Annotated in this window: 13 protein-coding genes; 9 read left to right on the forward strand and 4 right to left on the reverse strand. The window is 66.8% G+C overall.

Annotation, left to right across the window (positions count from 1 at the left end; genetic code table 11):
• Positions 1 to 98 precede the first annotated feature (98 nt).
• Positions 99 to 2780, reverse strand: a complete 2682-nt coding sequence (tssH, locus tag ACSHSS_RS07610; protein WP_445544775.1) for a type VI secretion system ATPase TssH — start codon at positions 2778 to 2780, stop codon at positions 99 to 101.
• A 363-nt stretch (positions 2781 to 3143) separates the two neighbouring features.
• Between tssH and ACSHSS_RS07615 the strand changes: the two genes are divergently transcribed.
• From ACSHSS_RS07615 to ACSHSS_RS07635, 5 genes are all read left to right on the forward strand, one after another.
• A complete protein-coding gene (locus ACSHSS_RS07615; protein ID WP_445544776.1) occupies positions 3144 to 3965 on the forward strand; it encodes a TagK domain-containing protein in 822 nt (273 codons plus the stop codon).
• Between the two features lie 109 nt (positions 3966 to 4074).
• Positions 4075 to 4641, forward strand: a complete 567-nt coding sequence (gene tssE, locus ACSHSS_RS07620) for a type VI secretion system baseplate subunit TssE (protein WP_105802560.1) — start codon at positions 4075 to 4077, stop codon at positions 4639 to 4641.
• Positions 4642 to 4676: 35 nt separating this feature from the next.
• Positions 4677 to 6566, forward strand: coding sequence for a type VI secretion system baseplate subunit TssF (gene tssF / locus ACSHSS_RS07625; protein WP_445544777.1), 1890 nt, complete (start codon positions 4677 to 4679; stop codon positions 6564 to 6566).
• A complete protein-coding gene (tssG, locus tag ACSHSS_RS07630) occupies positions 6566 to 7639 on the forward strand; it encodes a type VI secretion system baseplate subunit TssG (RefSeq protein ID WP_445544778.1) in 1074 nt (357 codons plus the stop codon). The genes tssF and tssG overlap by 1 nt, the downstream gene beginning before the upstream one ends.
• Positions 7636 to 8754 carry a type VI secretion system protein TssA gene (locus tag ACSHSS_RS07635; RefSeq protein WP_445544826.1) on the forward strand — a complete coding sequence of 373 codons (1119 nt, stop codon included), beginning with the start codon at positions 7636 to 7638 and terminating at the stop codon, positions 8752 to 8754. The genes tssG and ACSHSS_RS07635 overlap by 4 nt, the downstream gene beginning before the upstream one ends.
• 50 nt (positions 8755 to 8804) lie before the next feature.
• Here the strand turns inward: ACSHSS_RS07635 and ACSHSS_RS07640 are convergent, their stop codons facing one another.
• Together ACSHSS_RS07640 and ACSHSS_RS07645 are read right to left on the reverse strand one after the other, a co-directional pair.
• Positions 8805 to 10157, reverse strand: coding sequence for an ABC transporter ATP-binding protein (locus ACSHSS_RS07640; RefSeq protein ID WP_123789528.1), 1353 nt, complete (start codon positions 10155 to 10157; stop codon positions 8805 to 8807).
• 11 nt (positions 10158 to 10168) lie between these two features.
• Positions 10169 to 11920: an ABC transporter permease gene (locus ACSHSS_RS07645; RefSeq protein ID WP_035955212.1), complete on the reverse strand. Its 1752-nt coding sequence runs from the start codon at positions 11918 to 11920 to the stop codon at positions 10169 to 10171.
• A gap of 285 nt (positions 11921 to 12205) precedes the next feature.
• On the opposite strand from ACSHSS_RS07645, the gene ACSHSS_RS07650 reads away from it, so the two are divergent.
• The 3 genes from ACSHSS_RS07650 to ACSHSS_RS07660 all read left to right on the forward strand — a co-directional run bounded on the left by ACSHSS_RS07650 (position 12206) and on the right by ACSHSS_RS07660 (position 14763).
• A complete protein-coding gene (locus ACSHSS_RS07650) occupies positions 12206 to 13144 on the forward strand; it encodes a metallophosphoesterase family protein (protein ID WP_105770486.1) in 939 nt (312 codons plus the stop codon).
• Between the two features lie 17 nt (positions 13145 to 13161).
• Complete coding sequence (locus ACSHSS_RS07655; RefSeq protein ID WP_035956118.1) at positions 13162 to 13503, forward strand: cupredoxin domain-containing protein; 342 nt, start codon at positions 13162 to 13164, stop codon at positions 13501 to 13503.
• Positions 13504 to 13623: 120 nt separating this feature from the next.
• Entirely contained in the window at positions 13624 to 14763 is a 1140-nt protein-coding gene (locus ACSHSS_RS07660; protein WP_445544779.1) for a patatin-like phospholipase family protein, read from the forward strand.
• Positions 14764 to 14785: 22 nt separating this feature from the next.
• Here ACSHSS_RS07660 and ACSHSS_RS07665 read toward each other — a convergent pair whose 3' ends face one another.
• Positions 14786 to 15664 carry a LysR family transcriptional regulator gene (locus ACSHSS_RS07665; RefSeq protein ID WP_006396694.1) on the reverse strand — a complete coding sequence of 293 codons (879 nt, stop codon included), beginning with the start codon at positions 15662 to 15664 and terminating at the stop codon, positions 14786 to 14788.
• A gap of 146 nt (positions 15665 to 15810) precedes the next feature.
• Between ACSHSS_RS07665 and ACSHSS_RS07670 the strand changes: the two genes are divergently transcribed.
• Positions 15811 to 17064 (forward strand): MFS transporter, encoded by a 1254-nt coding sequence (locus ACSHSS_RS07670; protein ID WP_445544780.1) that lies wholly within the window; start codon positions 15811 to 15813, stop codon positions 17062 to 17064.
• The last annotated feature ends 103 nt before the right edge of the window (positions 17065 to 17167 follow it).

A 17167-nucleotide genomic window follows, 5' to 3' on the forward strand; every position in this document is an offset into this window, starting at 1 on the left:
GTCCTCGGCTACGTCTGCGATGACCGCCGAGCCGAATAAATCAGCGTTTCCCTAGCGGACATGAACGGTCTCCTGACAGGGGTTGACGGATATCGAGCTCAACGACGCGGCTCGAGAGGATGAGAAGGGGTGGCCTCGAACGTCAGCGCCTGTGCGGGCGACGCGGAGGAATCGGTTACGCCGATCGCGATGCGCGCGAGCGGCACGCGCGATGCGAACGCATCGAGCCAGAGCGCGGAAAGGCGCGGCAGCACATGCTGTTCGATGAAGCCGATCAGCACGCGCGCGCCCGTCTCCTGAACGAGGCAACGGCCGACGATGTAGTGCACGACTGCGTCGTCGCACACGAGCGCGATGTCGTGGGTGTGTGCCATGCGTTTCGCGACGCGGTCCAGATGCAGGCGGACGATGCTCGCGAGCGCGTCCGCGGCGAGCGGCCGGTACGGCACGACGGTCACACGCCCCATGAACGCCGCCGGGAATACCTTGAGCAGTTCCGGTGCCAGCGCGTCGCGCAGGCCGTCGAGATCCGGTGCCAGCGCCGGATCCGCACACAGGCTCGCGCTAAGCTCGGCGCCGACGTTGCTCGTCAGCAGGATGGTGGTATGGCGGAAGTCGATATGGCGGCCGTCGCCGTCTTCCATGTAGCCCTTGTCGAACACCTGGAAGAACATTTCGTGCACGTCGCGATGCGCCTTTTCGATCTCGTCGAGCAACACGACCGCGTAGGGCCGCCGGCGTACCGCTTCGGTCAGCACACCGCCCTCGCCGTAGCCGACATAGCCGGGCGGCGCGCCTTTCAGGCCCGACACGGTGTGGGCTTCCTGGTACTCGCTCATGTTGATCGTGATCAGGTTCTGCTCGCCGCCGTATAGCGCCTCGGCCAGCGCCAGCGCCGTTTCGGTCTTGCCGACGCCGGACGGCCCCGCCAGCAGAAACACGCCCAGCGGCTTGTTCGGATCGGTCAGCCCCGACCGCGCGGTCTGCACGCGTTCGCCGATCAGGCTCAGTGCATCGCTTTGCCCGATCACACGTGCCGCGAGCGTTTCCGGAAGGCGGCGCACGGCGACGATCTCGTCGGTGACCATGCGGCCGACCGGGATGCCGGTCCAGTCCGAAACGATCTCGGCGACGATGGCGGCGTCCACTTCGGGAAAGACGAGCGGCGCATCGCCCTGCAGCGCCGCCAGCGTCCGTTCGAGTTCACGCAAGCTGTCGAGCGATACCGGCGAATCGGGCTCGTCCGCGATCGCGGCTTCGCGCGCGGAAAGCAACGCCTGCGCGGCCTGCGCCTGTGCGCGCCAGCGATCCGCGAGTGCCGCTTCTTCCGTCGCCAGTGCGTCGATGCGCGTGCGCACGCGATGCAGCGCCTTGTCCGCTTCGAGACCGATACGGGCCTCCTGTACCAGCAGCGTTTCTTCGGTGCGCGCGGCAGCCAGGCGCTGCCGCACGTCGTCGAGTTCGCGCGGCGTCGCGTGCTGCGACAGCGCGACGCGCGCGCACGCGGTGTCGAGCAGGCTGATCGCCTTGTCCGGCAATTGACGCGACGGAATGTAACGATGCGACAGCGTTACTGCAGCGCGGATCGCTTCGTCCCGTACGACGACGCCGTGATGCGACGAAAACGTCGACGCGAGGCCGCGCACCATGTCGGCCGCCGCCGCTTCGGACGGCTCCGCGACCTGCAACACCTGAAAGCGCCGCGTCAGCGCGGGATCCTTCTCGATATGCCGCTTGTATTCGGCCCAGGTCGTCGCGCCGATGGTGCGGATCGTGCCGCGCGCGAGCGCCGGTTTCAGGAGGTTCGCGGCGTCGCCGGTGCCGGCTTGCCCGCCTGCGCCGATCAGCGTATGGATTTCGTCGACGAACAGGATGATGGGCGCCGCCGAGCGTGCTGCGGCCTCGAGGACGCCCTTCAAGCGCGCCTCGAATTCGCCCTTCATGCTGGCGCCCGCCAGCAGCGCGCCGACATCGAGGCTCAGCAATCGCACGTCGGCCAGATTCGGCGGCACGTTGCCCGCGGCGATCGCATGCGCCAACCCCTCCACCACCGCGGTCTTGCCGACACCGGCCTCGCCGGTGATCAGCGGATTGTTCTGCCGCCGACGCAGCAGCACGTCGATCATGGTGCGGATTTCCAGCTCGCGGCCGATAACGGGATCGATTTCGCCGGCGCGTGCTCGCGCAGTGAGATCGAGGCAATACCGCTCGAGCGCGTTGCCGTTCGGCGCGTCCGACACGGCACCGGAGGCCTCGCCCGGCAGCGCCGGCGCGAGCTTGCTGCGATCGTACGGCTCGTCCGACGCCTCCGGCGACCCGTCGATCCACGCGGGAAGCACGTCGCCAAGACTCGCCACCGGGATCTTGCCGAACTCGGCGGAAATGGCGAGGAGCACGCGCCGCAGTTCGGGTGTCGAGACCAGCGCTGCGATCAGCCATGCGCCGCGCACGCGACGATCGCCATGGCCGAGGGTCGCCAGCACCCAGCCGCGCTCGATGGCCGTTTCGATGTGCCAGGAGAAATCGCTGATCGAACTCGCGCCGGCCGGCAGCGCAGCCAGCGCCCGCGCCAGGTCGCGCTCGAGCGCATCGCGATCGACATCCGCATGGCGCACGATCCGCTGCAGGTCGCCGTCCGGCTGCTGGAGCAGTTGGTGCAGCCAGTGGACGAGCTCGACGAACGGGTTCCCGCGCAGCTTGCAGAAACTCGTCGCCGATTCGATTCCGCGGTAGAGCTCGACCCCGAGCTTGCCGAACAAGGTCTGGCGTGAAATGTTCATGGTGGTCCGGTTTTGTTCGTTAGCGTGTGGCGAGCGAATCCGTCACAGCGATGAGGAATCCTTGATGGTCGCCACGCCGGACGCGATCCCGATCGCTCGAAAACACGCTTCTCTCTCCGATTCAAAAAAACGGCCAACTCGAATCAGGAGCCGAATTATCAACACGAAACAATAAATACGTCAACGCATTAATCGACCCGATTAAATTTAATGCAAATTCGTACAAATCCTATATTTCATCGCGTGGAGCGCATTCGCAAGCCATGTATCGGACTCGTACGAGCGTCTCGCTCCCCCACCGCAAGGCCTGCCAGCAAACCTTTGTTATTTCGAGATAAACAGCGAAACAACACCATGCGGAACATGAGAAAAAGACACCAATCTTTTGATTCGAATCACATTTCCTTTTCGGCGTTGCATTATTTAACAATCGATTTTCAAGTCACCGCTCGACATTTTATTGAGCAGGTATTTTTTGAGATGAAAGATTCATCGATACTCTCGTTTGATTTCCCGATCTTTCGCAAATCGAACCCGTTCATGCGCTTCCTTCGCCTGTCCCGGCATCGTCGATCGAACACCTTGCTCGTCGCACCCGCGCCGGAGAAAACACATCCGCAGTCCGTTGCCGAAGCATTGCGGCTGGACGGCACCCTCGATTGCGCGCGCGCCGACGGCGACATACTCGGCCTGCTCGGCATCGGCACCCAGGAAGGCGCCACGCGAACGCATGCCGCCGAGAACGCGGCCGACATCGAATCCGGTCACACCGATGCGCTGATCGACGCACTGCACGCGCAGTACTGGCGCGCCCTCGCCGCCCCCGACGCACCGCCCGATTCGGCATGGATCCCATCGGCGGACGACACGCTCACGGCCGAGGTCTCGCCCGATCAGCCGCACGATCCGCCTGCCCGCGAAAGCCAGCCGCATTCGAACTCGATCGAGACCTTCCTGTCCGGCGATCTCACGATCGAGGATGCCTTCGGCCCTCTGGGCAGACACGCGAAAGCGCTGACCGATGACGGAGCCGTTCCGGAAATCCTGCGACTGTTCGCGCCGCCCGAGTTTCATGCCGAGGCCGCGCACGGCGCCGTCGCCCCGCCGCCGCTGACTCGGCGCGAGCACCACGCGCTCTCCGTGGACAGTCCGCTCGCCGCCCCCTTGCGCAAGGACTCGGCATGACGATGCTCGTCTTCGTCGATACAGCGGCCACGCGGCGCGCACGCCGCGTCCCGCCCGCCGATCGGATCGCGCGCATCGAGGCGCGTATCCGCGCGACGCGAATCAAGCCATGACCGAACGCCGAAAACGCCAGCCCGGTACCGATGCCCCGACCGCACGTACGCCGCGGCGCGCCAGCTCGCATCTGATGCCGACGCTGCTCGACCGCCTGCGCGACGACGCCCCGCATCGACAAACCGAAGCGCCCGAGGCATACACGGCGACGCGCAAGCAGATGCGCGACATCGTTCAGCGCGATCTCGCCTATCTGCTCAACACGACGAGTATCGAAGACCGGATCGATCGCGCCCGCTATCCGCAAGCGGCCGCGTCGACCGTCAATTTCGGCGTGCCGCCGCTCGCCGGCACCTTTATCGCATCGCGCCGGTGGAGCGACGTCGAAACCATGATCCGCCGCGCGATCGGCGATTTCGAGCCACGGCTGATTCCGGAGTCGCTCGTGGTATCGCCGCGCACCGACACCGATGTCGATAGCGCCGGCGAACATCGCAACGTGCTCGCCTTCGAAGTGCGCGGCCTGATCCACATGGATCCGTATCCGCTCGAATTCATGGTGCAAAGCTCGCTGGATCTCGAAACGAGCGAAATCCGGATCACCGGCATGCGCGCCGGCTGAACACGGCACACCCCGACCACAACGAGGCCTCTCCGATGGACCCGCGACTGCTCGACTACTACAACCAGGAACTCATCTACATGCGCGAGCTCGCCGCCGAGTTCGCACATGCGCATCCGAAGATCGCGCGTCGGCTCGGCATGCAGGCCGGCGAGGTGGCGGACCCGTATGTCGAGCGCCTGATCGAATCGTTCAGCTTCATGGCCGCGCGCATGCAGATCAAGCTCGATGCGGAATTTCCGCGCTTCACGGAACGGCTGCTCGAGGTCATCTATCCGAACTACGTCGCGCCGACGCCGTCGATCTCGATCGCCCGGCTGTACCCCGGACAGACCGAAGGCAGCCTCGTCGACGGCTATCGCCTCCCGCGCGGCACCACGTTCACGGCGCAGGTTCCCGACGGCGAGCGCACGGCCTGCCGGTTCACGAGCGGACAGGACGTCACGCTGTGGCCGCTCGCGATCACCGACGCGCGGCTGACCGGCATTCCGCCGGATATCCCCGCGCTGAGGCGCTATAGCGCGCCCGATACACCCGTGCGCGGCGCGCTGCGAATCAGGCTCGCGACCACCGGCAACGTGCGGATCGCCGACCTGAAAGGACTCGACCGGCTCCCGGTCTATCTGGCAGGCGACGAACAGGTCGCGTCGCATCTGTTCGAATTGCTGCATGCGGGCGCGATCGCCTCGGTCATCGGCGCACCGGGCGAATTCGGCAGGCCCGGCCGCTCACCGGCTGCCGTCACCGAACGCGCGGTCGAACACGAGGGGCTGGGCACCGATCAAAGCCTGCTGCCGCTGAACTGGGCCAAGTTCCATGGGCACAATCTGCTGCACGAGTACTTTGCCTGCCCCGCGCGCTTCTGGTTCTTCGCGTTGAACGGCCTCGCCGAAGGGTTCTCGCGCATCGACGGTCGGGAAGTCGAGATCGTCGTGCTGCTCGACCGTGCGCCGGGGCCGCTCGCCAATCTCGTCGATGCGTCGCGCTTCGCGCTCTTCTGTACGCCCGTCGTCAACCTGTTCCGCAAGCACACCGACCGCGTCGAGATTTCGCCGCGCGACACCGAATTCCATCTGGTTCCGGCTCGGCTCACGCCGCTCGACTACGAGGTGTTCTCGGTCAGCGCCGTCTACGGTCAGGTTGCCGCCACGTCGTCCGAGCTCGAATTCCGGCCGCTCTATCAGACGCTGAACAACGACGAAGGCAATAACGGCCGCTATTTTTCGGTGCGGCGCGAACGGCGCCTGCTGTCCGATTCCGCGCGCCGCTACGGCACACGCACGCCGTACGTGGGCACGGAAGTGTTTCTCTCGCTCGTCGACCAGGCCGAGGCGCCGTATGGCGAAAACATCCGCTTCCTGTCGGTCGACGCGCTATTGACGAACCGCGATCTCGCCACGCTCGTGCCGCGCGACGGCGTGCGCGACCTCGAGACCGCGCAATCCGCGCCGGTCGACAGCATCGGTCTGATCCGGCCGCCGAGCGCACCGTTGCCGCCGTATGCCGAGCGGGAAACGGCATGGCGTCTGATCCGCCAGCTGAACTTCGACCATCTGCCGCTCGAGGCGCTCGATCACCGCGAAGGCGGACAAGGCCTGCGCGACCTGCTGCGCCTGTATCTCGTGGATGGCGACTCCGGGCAAAGCCGGCAGGTCGAAAGCCTCGTCGGCGCGAAAACCCGCCCCGTGACGCGCAAGCTGCCGGGAACCGGCCCGATGACCTTCGGCCGCGGCATCGAATGCACGCTGACGGTGGACGAGACGGGCTTCTCGGGCGTGAGCCCTTATCTTTTCGGCACGATCCTCGAACACTGGCTCGCGCGGCACGTGTCGATCAACAGCTTCACGCAGACGGAGCTGCATTCGATGCAACGCGGGCGGATCGCGCGCTGGCCGGCGCGCACCGGCACGCGCGGAGTGCTGTGATGCAGCGCGCCGCGCTTCCCGCACCGCTGCGCGGCAACGCGCTGTCGCCGGAACTGCTCGACGCCCTGCAGGCCGAGCCCTGGCGTTTCGGCTTCCTGTCGTTGATGCGGCGGATCGGCGCGAACGCCGCACTCGATCCGATCGGCACCGCGCGCCGCCCGCAGGCCGAACCGTTCCGACTGGGCCAGCAGCCGAGCCTGGCGTTCGCACCGCGGGAAATCGCGAGCGCGCACGAAACGGCCGGGCAACTCAAGGTGCGGCTGTTCGGCCTCGGCATGCTCGGTCCCAACGGCCCGCTGCCCATCCACGTGACCGAAATCGCGAGGGATCGGGAAAGCAGCCGCCGCGACACGACCGCGGTCGACTTCTTCGACATCTTCCATCACCGGTTCTTCACGCTGTTCTATCGTGCGTGGGTCTCCGCACAGGCGGCTGCGGGCCTCGACCGCAAACACCGCGAACAGTTCTCGTTCTATGTCGCCAGCCTGGTCGGGCACGAGCTCGGCGAGATCGAACGCCGCCCCCTTCCGTCGCATGCGCGCCTAGCCGCCTCGGCCCATCTCATTCGCGAATCGCGCAATCCGGACGGGCTGCGCGCGACGCTCGAGCATTATTTCGGCGTCCCGGTGGCGGTGGTGGAAAACGTGTTTCACTGGATCGAAATCGATCCGGCCGACTGCGGGCGCATGGGCTATCCGGGCGCGTCCGCGACGATGGGCCGCGGCGCCGTGCTCGGACGCGTCGCACCCGATCGCCAGCACCGATTCCGCATCGTGATCGGCCCCGTCGATCTCGACGCGTACCTGCGCTTCACGCCGCAGGGCGAAGACCTGCCACGACTCGTCGAGTGGGTGCGCGCCTTCGTCGGTCGCGAGCTCGAATGGGAACTCGAGCTGCGCATCCAACCCGAGAGCGCGCCGCCGGCCGTGATGGGCGGCCGCCAGCGGTTGGGCTGGTCCGGCTGGCTGGGCCGGCCCGCACCCGACAAGCCGATCACGGGCATGCGCTTCGAGCCCGAACGCCATCCACGCCACTTCAATCGCCGCCATACGGCTTCCGGACATCGACCATGAGCAGGAAATCGTCCACCACGCAAAGCAGGGCCGGCCGCGCAGCCGTCGCCGATACGTCGCACGAGAACTGGCTTGCGCCATTGAGCGAGTCGGCGCCATGCGGCCCCGATCTCGAATACGACCACGATTTCGTCGTGCTGTTTGCCGGCACCACGCCGAAACAGGACGTGCAATACGGTGGCTTCGTCGGTTCGCCCGAGCCGCTGAACTGGAGCGAGATCGAGCGAGACTGCCGGCGGTTGATGGCGCGGACAAAGGACATGCGCGTCGCCGTGCTGTATGCGCGCTGTCGCACGCGCCTGGCCGGCGTGGAAGGTCTTGCGGATGGAACGGGGCTATTGGCTGCCTGGTTGCAGGCGTTTCCGGAGCAGGTGCATCCGCGGGCCGATCTCGACGACGATCGCCATGCCGCGCTGGAAATGCGGATGAACGCGCTGCAAGCGCTGGCGGATCCGGAAGGCCTGCTGGCCGACGTGCGGGAAATCGTCCTGACGCGATCGACGGCCGCCCGGCTGCAGGTACGCGACGTCGAGCGTGCGTTCGCGCATCCGCGACCGATCGATGCGCTCGCACCCGATTCGGTCTCGCTGCAGTTGCAGAACCTGCGCAAACAGCAACCGTCGACGATGAAGGGCATCGACGACGCGATCGCGAATCTCTGCGCCATCGATGCGTGGTGCGCGACGCACCTCGAAACGTCGCTGCCGGATTTTTCCCCGCTGGTCCGCCTGCTTCGGCTCTTTCAGGTTGGCGACGCGCCGGGCGGCACGCGGTCCGACACCTTGCCTTCGGCCGATCGCGAGAAATGCGAGGCGCCGGTGCCGCCGGTGTTCGGCGACGCGCCTTCTGCCCCGCCCCGTGTGGACGACGCGCAAACGGCTGCGCCCACCTCGACGTCCGTCGTCGCGCCCGCTTCGCTCGCGCCGACAGACCGGCAGGCAGCGCTGGCGTTGATCTGCGCGGCACGCCACTGGTTCGAGACGCACGAACCAAGCAGCCCCATTCCGGTGCTGCTCGCACGCGCCGAACAATTCGTCGGAAAGCGCTATATCGATGTCGTCAAGGCGATTCCGGCGGAGCTGCTCGCTCAATGGGAAGCGGCAGACGGATCATGATCGCGGCCCGTCGCGCTTCGGCGTAACGGGCCGCGACGCATGCGCGGCGTTCAGCTCTCGACATCCTCGAGGCTGAACACTTCGGTCTTGTCGTTATACGAAAACACTTCGCCGTACCGCCCCCAGTCGATCACCGCGTCGAGCGTTTCCTCCGCCGCACCGTCCGACAGAAAGTCCTCCAGCTCCTGCTCGAAGCGCACACGCGGCGCGCGATGGCCCGGGCGCTCGTTCAGCACCTTCTTGATCCGCGCGGCCAGCGGCACGTGCTTGAGCAGATGGTCCGCGAACATCAGCTTGCGCTCCTGCGTGCCGAATTCCGCGAACACGCGCCCCGGCGGCGTCAGGAACACGTCGCCTTCGCGCACGTCGGCAAAGCCCAGATGCTGCAGCACTTCGGCGATCGGGAACAGATCGTCCACCTCCAGATGCAGCGAGCGCGCGATCTCGGGCATATCGGCGCGGCCGTGATACGGCGCCATCGCGAGCGTCTCGATCAGGCCCGCCATCAGGTTCGTCGAGACCTGCGGCAGCCAGCTGCCCAGTTCCAGCCCCTTCTTCGTCGCCTCGCCGATCTGGCGCGCGGTCATCTTCGCGTAGATGTCGTCGACGAGCTTGCGGAACGCCGGATCCAGCCGGTTGCGCGGATGCTTGAACGGCACCTTGATCTCGGCGATCACGCGGCCCGGATTCGACGACAGCACGAGAATCCGGTCGCACATGAACACCGCTTCCTCGATGTTGTGCGTGACGATCAGCACCGACTTGATCGGCATGCGGCCCTGCGTCCACAGATCGAGAAGATCGGTACGCAGCGTCTCGGCCGTCAGCACGTCGAGCGCGGAGAACGGCTCGTCCATCAGCAGGATCGTCGGATCGACGACGAGCGCGCGCGCAAAGCCCACGCGCTGGCGCATGCCGCCCGACAGCTCGCGCGGATACGCGTTCTCGAAGCCGTCGAGGCCGATCAGGTCGATCGCGGCGAGCGCGCGTTCGCGCCGCTCGCGTGCGCCGACGCCGAGCGCCTCGAGCCCGGCCTCGACGTTCTGCAGCACGGTAAGCCACGGGAACAGCGCGAACGTCTGGAACACCATCGCGACGCCTTCGGCGGGCCCGCGCAGCGGCTTGCCGAGATACGTGACTTCGCCGCCGGTCGGCTCGATCAGCCCGGCGATGATGCGCAGCAGCGTCGACTTGCCGGAGCCGGAACGGCCGAGCAGCCCGACGATCTCGCCTTCGCGCAGCGACAGGTTCGCGTCGTCGAGCACGAGCAGTTCGCCCTGCGTCTTGTTGAAGCCGCGGCAAACGTGCTCGACGCGCAGGATTTCTTCGCCGACATGCGGCACCTGTGACGGCGGCGTAGACGGCATCTGCACGGGGGCGTTCACAACGGTCGGGTTTTGCATCGCGCTTACTCTCAGTCCAGACGAAGCCGGGATTCGGCATAGGCGTACATCGGACGCCACAGCAGACGGTTGAACAACGTGACGAACAGCGACATCACGGCGATGCCGAGGATGATCTTCGGGAAGTCGCCGGCGGCCGTCATCTCTGCGATATACGCGCCGAGGCCATGCGCGACGACTTTCGTGTCGCCCCACTGCACGGCTTCGGACACGATGCTCGCGTTCCACGCGCCGCCCGACGCAGTGATCGCGCCCGTCACGTAATACGGAAAGATGCCGGGCAGCATCGCCTGCCGCCACCATTGCCAGCCGCGAATCCGGAAGTTCTTCGTCGCTTCCTTGTAGTCGTTCGGGTAAGACGTCGCGCCGGCGATCACGTTGAACAGGATGTACCACTGCGTGCCGAGCACGATCAGCGGCGACAGCCAGATATCGGCGTTCAGATGCCAGCGGACGATTGCGATCACGAACACCGGGAACAGCAGGTTCGCCGGGAACGCCGCAAGGAACTGCGCGAGCGGCTGGATCTTCTCCGCGAGCGCCGGACGCAAGCCGATCAGCACGCCGAGCGGCACCCACACTACCGACGCGATCGCGATCAGCACGATCACACGCAGCAGCGTGATCAGCCCGAGCACGACGACGTGTCCGACGTCGTCGATCGTCACACCGGTGCTCACATACGACACGACGCGCGAAGCGACGTAGACGGTCAGCACGATTACGGCGGCTGCCCAGACGAAGTCGCCGAACCGCGACGGGCTGCGCTGCGCCGTGTCGCGTGCACGCATCGCATCGAACGCGCGCACGCGCAGCGGCACGCGCGCGGCCTGCGACAGCAGCCAGCCCGCGGGCACGAGCAGCTGATGAATCGCGCGCGTGCGGCGCAACAGGTCGAGCAGCCACGATTGCGGCGCATCGCCGGCGCTGGTGTTTTCCATCCGGAACTTGTCGGCCCACGCGACGAGCGGCCGGAACAGCAGCTGGTCGTAGGCGAGGATCACGACCGTCATCGCGACGATCACCCAGCCGACCGCGCCGAGATTCTGTTCGGCGATCGCCTGCGCGAGGTAGGCGCCGATGCCCGGCAGCGTGATCGTCCGGTTGCCGACCGTGATGGCCTCCGACGCGACGACGAAGAACCAGCCGCCCGACATCGACATCATCATGTTCCAGATCAGCCCCGGCATCGAGAACGGCACCTCGAGTTTCCAGAAGCGTTGCCAGCCGGTCAGGTGAAAGCCGCGCGACACTTCATTGAGATCGCGCGGCACCGTGCGCAGCGACTGGTAGAAGCTGAACGTCATGTTCCATGCCTGGCTCGTGAAGATCGCGAAGATCGCCGCCAGTTCGGCACCGAGCACGCGCCCCGGAAACAGCGCGAGGAAGAACGTGACCGTAAAGGAGATGTAGCCGAGCACGGGCACCGACTGCAGGATGTCGAGGATCGGAATCAGCACCATCCCCGCGCGACGGCTTTTCGCGGCAAGCGTGCCGTACACGAGCGTGAACGCGAGCGACGCGACCATCGCGGCAAGCATCCGCAGCGTCGTGCGCAGCGCATATTCGGGCAAGTTCGACGGATCGAGCGCGATCTTCTGCGTCTGCAGCGTCGCAATCGGCGCGAGCGTCTCGCGGAAACCGACGATCGCCATGGCGAGCACGCAGATGATCAGCGGAAACGCAACGGCATCCCAGCGGTTGGGCACGACGCGCCACGCGGACGCGTTCGCGGTGCGGTTCGGATCGAAGCTGATGGCCATCGGTAGCGTGTGTTCCGTTCGATTGAAAGACGGCGTCGTGCCGGCGCCGCGCTCGGCGACGCCCCCGTCGTCGCGACGCCGAACCGGTCACGCAGCCTATCGGGCGGCGGTGACGCGAATATGACGTACCGATTACAAGACATTGACGCGTCACGGATCAATACACCAAGCGCCGCCGCACGCGGGAATAAATCGGCCGCTCGCCCGGTATCGCATGCGCAATGCGCCGGTCATTCCGCGGACGCCCCGGCCGTCCCGCTTCCGTCACACGATTGCGAGGCTCACATGTCTTCATCGAATCCTTCCCGCCCGTCGCGTCGCCGCGCGATCCAGTGCATGGCGTTCGGCGGGCTCGGCACGCTGTTCATGCTGTCGGGCGGCGTGCTCACGCCGCTCGATCTCGCACACGCGCAGGCCGGCACACGTCCCGGCGCGGGCCGGCCGCTGTTTCTGCAGATCAGCGATACGCACATCGGCTTCAACAAGGACGCGAATCCCGACGTCGCCGCGACGCTCGCGCAGACGATTGCGCTCGTCAACGCGATGCCCGAGACGCCCGCGCTGGCGATCCACACAGGCGACATCACGCATCTGTCGAAGCCCGACGAGTTCGACCGCGCCTCGCAGCTGCTGTCCGGATTACGCGTGCCTGAGCTGCACACGGTGCCGGGCGAACACGACGTGACGGACGGCTCGGGCGCCGAGTACTTCCGCCGCTTCGGCCGCGCGTCCGACAACCGCGGCTACTACAGCTTCGATCATGCGGGCGTGCACTTCGTCGCCCTCGTGAACGTGATGCATTTCAAGCCGAACGGACTCGGCAGCTTCGGCGACGATCAGCTCGCGTGGCTCGCACAGGATCTGAACGGCCGCACGTCGAGCACGCCGATCGTCGTGTTCTCGCACATGCCGATGTGGACGATCTACGAACCGTGGGGCTGGGGCACCGGCGATGCGCCGCAGGCGCTCGCGCTGCTGCGCCGCTTCGGCTCGGTCACCGTGCTGAACGGGCATATCCACCAGATCGTGTCGAAGGTCGAGGGCAACGTGACCTTTCATACCGCGCGCTCGACCGCGTTCCCGCAGCCGACCGCCGGCAACGGGCCGGGCCCCGTGCCGCTCACGGTGCCGCGCGAGCAGCTCGCGAAGATGCTCGGCGTGACGACGGTCGAGTTCAGCGGCGCGCCGGCGGCGTCGGCGCTGCATGACGCAACGCTCGCATGAACCACGGGGAGACCGACATGAACCGCCTGTTTCCATCGCGCGCCCTCGCCGCGTGGTTCGCCTCGGCAATCGTCGCCGGCATGCCGTGCGCGGCATCGGCGCAATCGACGGCCGGCCCGCTCGTGACGATCCGCAACTTCATGTTTTCGCCGATGTCGACGACGATCAAGGCCGGCACGACGATCACCTGGAAAAACCTCGACGCTGAACCGCACACGGTCGTCGACGATGCGGGGATCTTCCATTCGAGCGCGCTCGACCAGAACGATACGTACGCGTACCGCTTCGACAAGCGCGGCGTCTATCACGTGTTCTGCGGGATTCATCCATACATGAAGGAGACGATCACCGTCGAATGACGCTGCGCGGTCCGGGTGCGCGTGTGCGCTCGCCGAGCGCGGACCGCGCGCGCGATCGATCGCCTACACTGGTTCCATCCGGCCGGAACCTGCCGGCCGTCACCGACGACGAGGCAAGCGATGACGGCAAATCAACCTTCACCCCCGAAGCTGCCCGGGCAGGTCGTGCTCGTGCTGCAGGGTGGCGGCGCGCTGGGCGCCTATCAGCTCGGCGTGTTCGAAGCGATGGACGCGTCGGGCATCGAACCCGACTGGGTGATCGGCACGTCGATCGGCGCGATCAACGCGGCGTTGATCGCGGGCAACCGGCGCGCGCAGCGAGCGCAACGGCTCGCCGAGTTCTGGCGCCGCGTGACGGAGCGCCCGGCCGCCTACGTGCCGGGCTTCCCGGCGAGCTGGGACAAGATCTGCTCGGAACTGGCCGTGATCGGCGCGGGCATCCCGGGCTTCTTCCGGCCGAATCCCGATGCGTGGCTGGGGCCGCTCGCGCACGTCGGCGTCGATCGCGCGTCGTACTACGTGGTCGAGCCGCTGCGCGATACGCTCGCGTCGCTGATCGATCCCGATCTGCTGAATGCCGGACGTCCGCGGCTGACGGTCGGCGCCGTGAACGCGTGTACGGGCGAGATGCGCTATTTCGATTCGCGCGACCAGCGGCTCGGCATCGACCACGTGATGAGCTCCGGCGCGCTGCCGCCCGCGTTTCCGGCCGTGCGCATCGACGACGCGCCGTACTGGGACGGCGGCATCTATTCGAATACGCCGGTCGAGGTCGTACTCGACGATTCGCCGCGCCGCAGCTCGATCATCTTTTCGGTGCAGATGTGGAACCCGGTCGGCCCGGAGCCGCAAAGCGTCTGGCAGGTATCGGAACGTCAGAAGGACATCCAGTACGCGAGCCGCACCGACAGCCATATCGCGCGCCAGCAGCAGATCCACCGCCTGCGCCACGTGATCCGCGAACTCGTGATGCGCCTGCCGGAAGCGGAGCGCGCGTCGCCGGACGTGCAGGCGCTCGCCGCGTGGGGCTGCCAGACGACGATGCGCGTGATCAAGCTCGCGGCGCCGCGGCTCGACGGCGACGACCAGTGGAAGGACATCGACTTCACGCCGTCCGGCATCGCGGCGCGCCGGCAGGCCGGCTTCGAAGCGGCGATGCAGGCGATCGCCGCACGGCCGTGGGAGATGCCGATGGATCCGACCGAAGGGTTGACCGTCTATAGCCCCGAAGAAAACCGCGTCGGCGAACGGCACGCGTGAGCGCGCGACGCGGGCGCTAGCCCTAGCCGAGCGCGAGCTGCAGAAAGTTGCGCACGACCGGCGACGGATCGTCGGCGCGCGACGCGACGCCGAGCCGCGCGCGCAGCGCGGCGTTCGCGATCGGACGATAGACGACGCCGGCAATCCGCACCTGCGTGATCGCGTCGGGGACCAGCGAGACGCCGAGGCCCGCGGCGACCAGCGTGACCGCAGACGCCATCTGCGGGGCCGGCTGCGCCATCCGCGGCTGGAACCCGGCCGCATTGCATGCGGCGACGATGTCGTCGAACAGCGTACTCCCGGCCTCGCGCGGCACCTGCACGAACGACTCGTCGGCGAGCTCCGCGAGCGCGATCTGGCGCCGCCGCGCGAGCCGATGCGCGACCGGCAGCGCAACGAACATCGGCTCCTCGTCCCACTCCGCGATGCGCAGCACGGGAGCGATGCGCTGCCGCGGGCGCACCAGCGCGACGTCGAGCCGCCCCGCTTCGAGCTCGGCGAACAGCACGCCGGACGTCGCTTCGAGCAACGTGAGCTCGGCCTGCGGAAACGCTTCGCGGAAACGGCGCAGCAGATCGGACACCTTCGAATTGAACGCGGCCGTCCCGGTGAAACCGACGCGCAGATGCCCGATTTCGCCACGTGCGGCGCGTCTTGCCGCGCGCGATGCGCGTTCCGCGTCGTCGAGCACGCGGCGCGCCTCGTCGCGGAACACTTCGCCGGCCGTCGTCAGTTCGGCGCCGCGCGCGGTGCGCCTAAACAGTTCGACGCCGAGCTCGTTCTCGAGCGCCTTGATCTGCTGACTGAGCGGCGGCTGCCCGATCCCGAGCGTTTCCGCGGCCTTCGTGAAATTGGACGTGGCGGCCACGGCCAGAAAATAACGGAGATGCCGAAGTTCCATGCGTTGCGTCCTGCGTCCGGGGCGGAGATGCCGGTGGGCACGCCTCAGCCAGTGGAAAAACATATGGCTGCGGTTCTTTTCATATATTGGACATATGTTCCGCTGCGCGCAAGAATACTCGCATTCCCCGTACATCGAACCTGTCCATGTCTTCCTCCACGATTGCGTCGTCTGCGCACGGCGCGTCGAAAGCCGCGCCCGACGCGCTTCCCGCCGGCGTGTCGCCACGCTCGGCCGCCTACAAGCGCATCGCGTTCGCGCTGTTTCTCGCCGGCTTCTCCACGTTTTCGCTGCTGTACTGCGTACAGCCGCTGCTGCCCGCATTCGCGCGCGAATTCGGCCTCGGCGCGGCCTCCAGTTCGCTCTCGCTGTCGCTGTCGACCGGCGCGCTTGCGGTGTCGATCCTCTGCGCGGGCGCGTTGTCCGAGCGGTTCGGCCGCCGCGGGCTGATGTTCGCGTCGATGACGCTCGCAGCCGCGTTCAACCTGCTCGCGGCGCTCGCGCCCAACTGGGAGCTGCTGCTCGTGTGGCGCGCACTCGAAGGGTTCGCGCTCGGCGGCGTGCCGGCCGTCGCGATGGCCTATCTGGCCGAGGAAATCGCGGCCGAAGGGCTCGGTTTCTCGATGGGTCTGTACGTCGGCGGTACGGCGTTCGGCGGCATGATCGGCCGAATCGGGATGAGCGCGCTCGAGGAATATTTTTCGTGGCGCACCGCGATGCTGACGATCGGCATCGTCGACCTGTTCGCCGCGGTCGCGTTCGTGCTGCTACTGCCGCCGTCGCGGCGCTTCGTGAAGCGCACCGACCTGACGCTGCGTCATCATCTGCGGCTCTGGCATGCGCAGCTGCGCCACGCGCGACTGCCGTTCGTGTTCGCGATCGGCTTTCTCGTGATGGGCGCGTTCGTGACCGTGTACAACTACGCCGGCTTCCGGCTGATCGCCGCGCCGTTCAACCTCCGTCCGGCCGTATGCGGGCTGATTTTCGGCGCGTATCTGTTCGGGATGGTGTCGTCGTCGACGGCCGGCGCGCTCGCCGACCGCCTCGGCCGCGCACCGGTGCTGACGAGCGGCATTCTCGTGTTTGCCGCGGGCCTCGCCTTGACGCTCTCGCATTCGCTCGTCGCGATCGTCGTCGGGATCGTGCTCGTCACGATCGGCTTTTTCGTCGCGCATTCGGTCGCGAGCGGCTGGGTCGGCTATCTCGCCGGTCCGGCGAAAGGGCACGCGGCGTCGCTGTACCTGCTCGCCTACTACGTCGGCTCCAGCGTGCTCGGCTCGCTCGGCGGCACGTTCTGGCAACGCGGCGCGTGGACGAGTGTCGCCGCTTACGTCGCGGTGCTGCTCGTGTTCGCGTTGCTGGCCGCGCGGCGTCTCACGCGCGCGGATGGCGCGCGGTGATCGTGCGCGGTAAGTAACGCCTACTAACGCCGCGCCGGAAAACGGGATCGCATTGGCGGGGCTCCGACCCTCACGACGCGCGGCCTATCAACCCCATTGAGAC

This window comes from Burkholderia sp. BC1 (assembly GCF_052683555.1).

Bases quoted from the DNA above. Each gene is read 5' to 3' on its own strand.
- tssH (WP_445544775.1), bottom strand. From the start codon at position 2,780: ATGAACATTTCACGCCAGACCTTGTTCGGCAAGCTCGGGGTCGAGCTC.
- ACSHSS_RS07615 (WP_445544776.1), top strand. From the start codon at position 3,144: ATGAGAAAAAGACACCAATCTTTTGATTCGAATCACATTTCCTTTTCG.
- tssE (WP_105802560.1), top strand. From the start codon at position 4,075: ATGACCGAACGCCGAAAACGCCAGCCCGGTACCGATGCCCCGACCGCA.
- tssF (WP_445544777.1), top strand. From the start codon at position 4,677: ATGGACCCGCGACTGCTCGACTACTACAACCAGGAACTCATCTACATG.
- tssG (WP_445544778.1), top strand. From the start codon at position 6,566: ATGCAGCGCGCCGCGCTTCCCGCACCGCTGCGCGGCAACGCGCTGTCG.
- ACSHSS_RS07635 (WP_445544826.1), top strand. From the start codon at position 7,636: ATGAGCAGGAAATCGTCCACCACGCAAAGCAGGGCCGGCCGCGCAGCC.
- ACSHSS_RS07640 (WP_123789528.1), bottom strand. From the start codon at position 10,157: ATGCAAAACCCGACCGTTGTGAACGCCCCCGTGCAGATGCCGTCTACG.
- ACSHSS_RS07645 (WP_035955212.1), bottom strand. From the start codon at position 11,920: ATGGCCATCAGCTTCGATCCGAACCGCACCGCGAACGCGTCCGCGTGG.
- ACSHSS_RS07650 (WP_105770486.1), top strand. From the start codon at position 12,206: ATGTCTTCATCGAATCCTTCCCGCCCGTCGCGTCGCCGCGCGATCCAG.
- ACSHSS_RS07655 (WP_035956118.1), top strand. From the start codon at position 13,162: ATGAACCGCCTGTTTCCATCGCGCGCCCTCGCCGCGTGGTTCGCCTCG.
- ACSHSS_RS07660 (WP_445544779.1), top strand. From the start codon at position 13,624: ATGACGGCAAATCAACCTTCACCCCCGAAGCTGCCCGGGCAGGTCGTG.
- ACSHSS_RS07665 (WP_006396694.1), bottom strand. From the start codon at position 15,664: ATGGAACTTCGGCATCTCCGTTATTTTCTGGCCGTGGCCGCCACGTCC.
- ACSHSS_RS07670 (WP_445544780.1), top strand. From the start codon at position 15,811: ATGTCTTCCTCCACGATTGCGTCGTCTGCGCACGGCGCGTCGAAAGCC.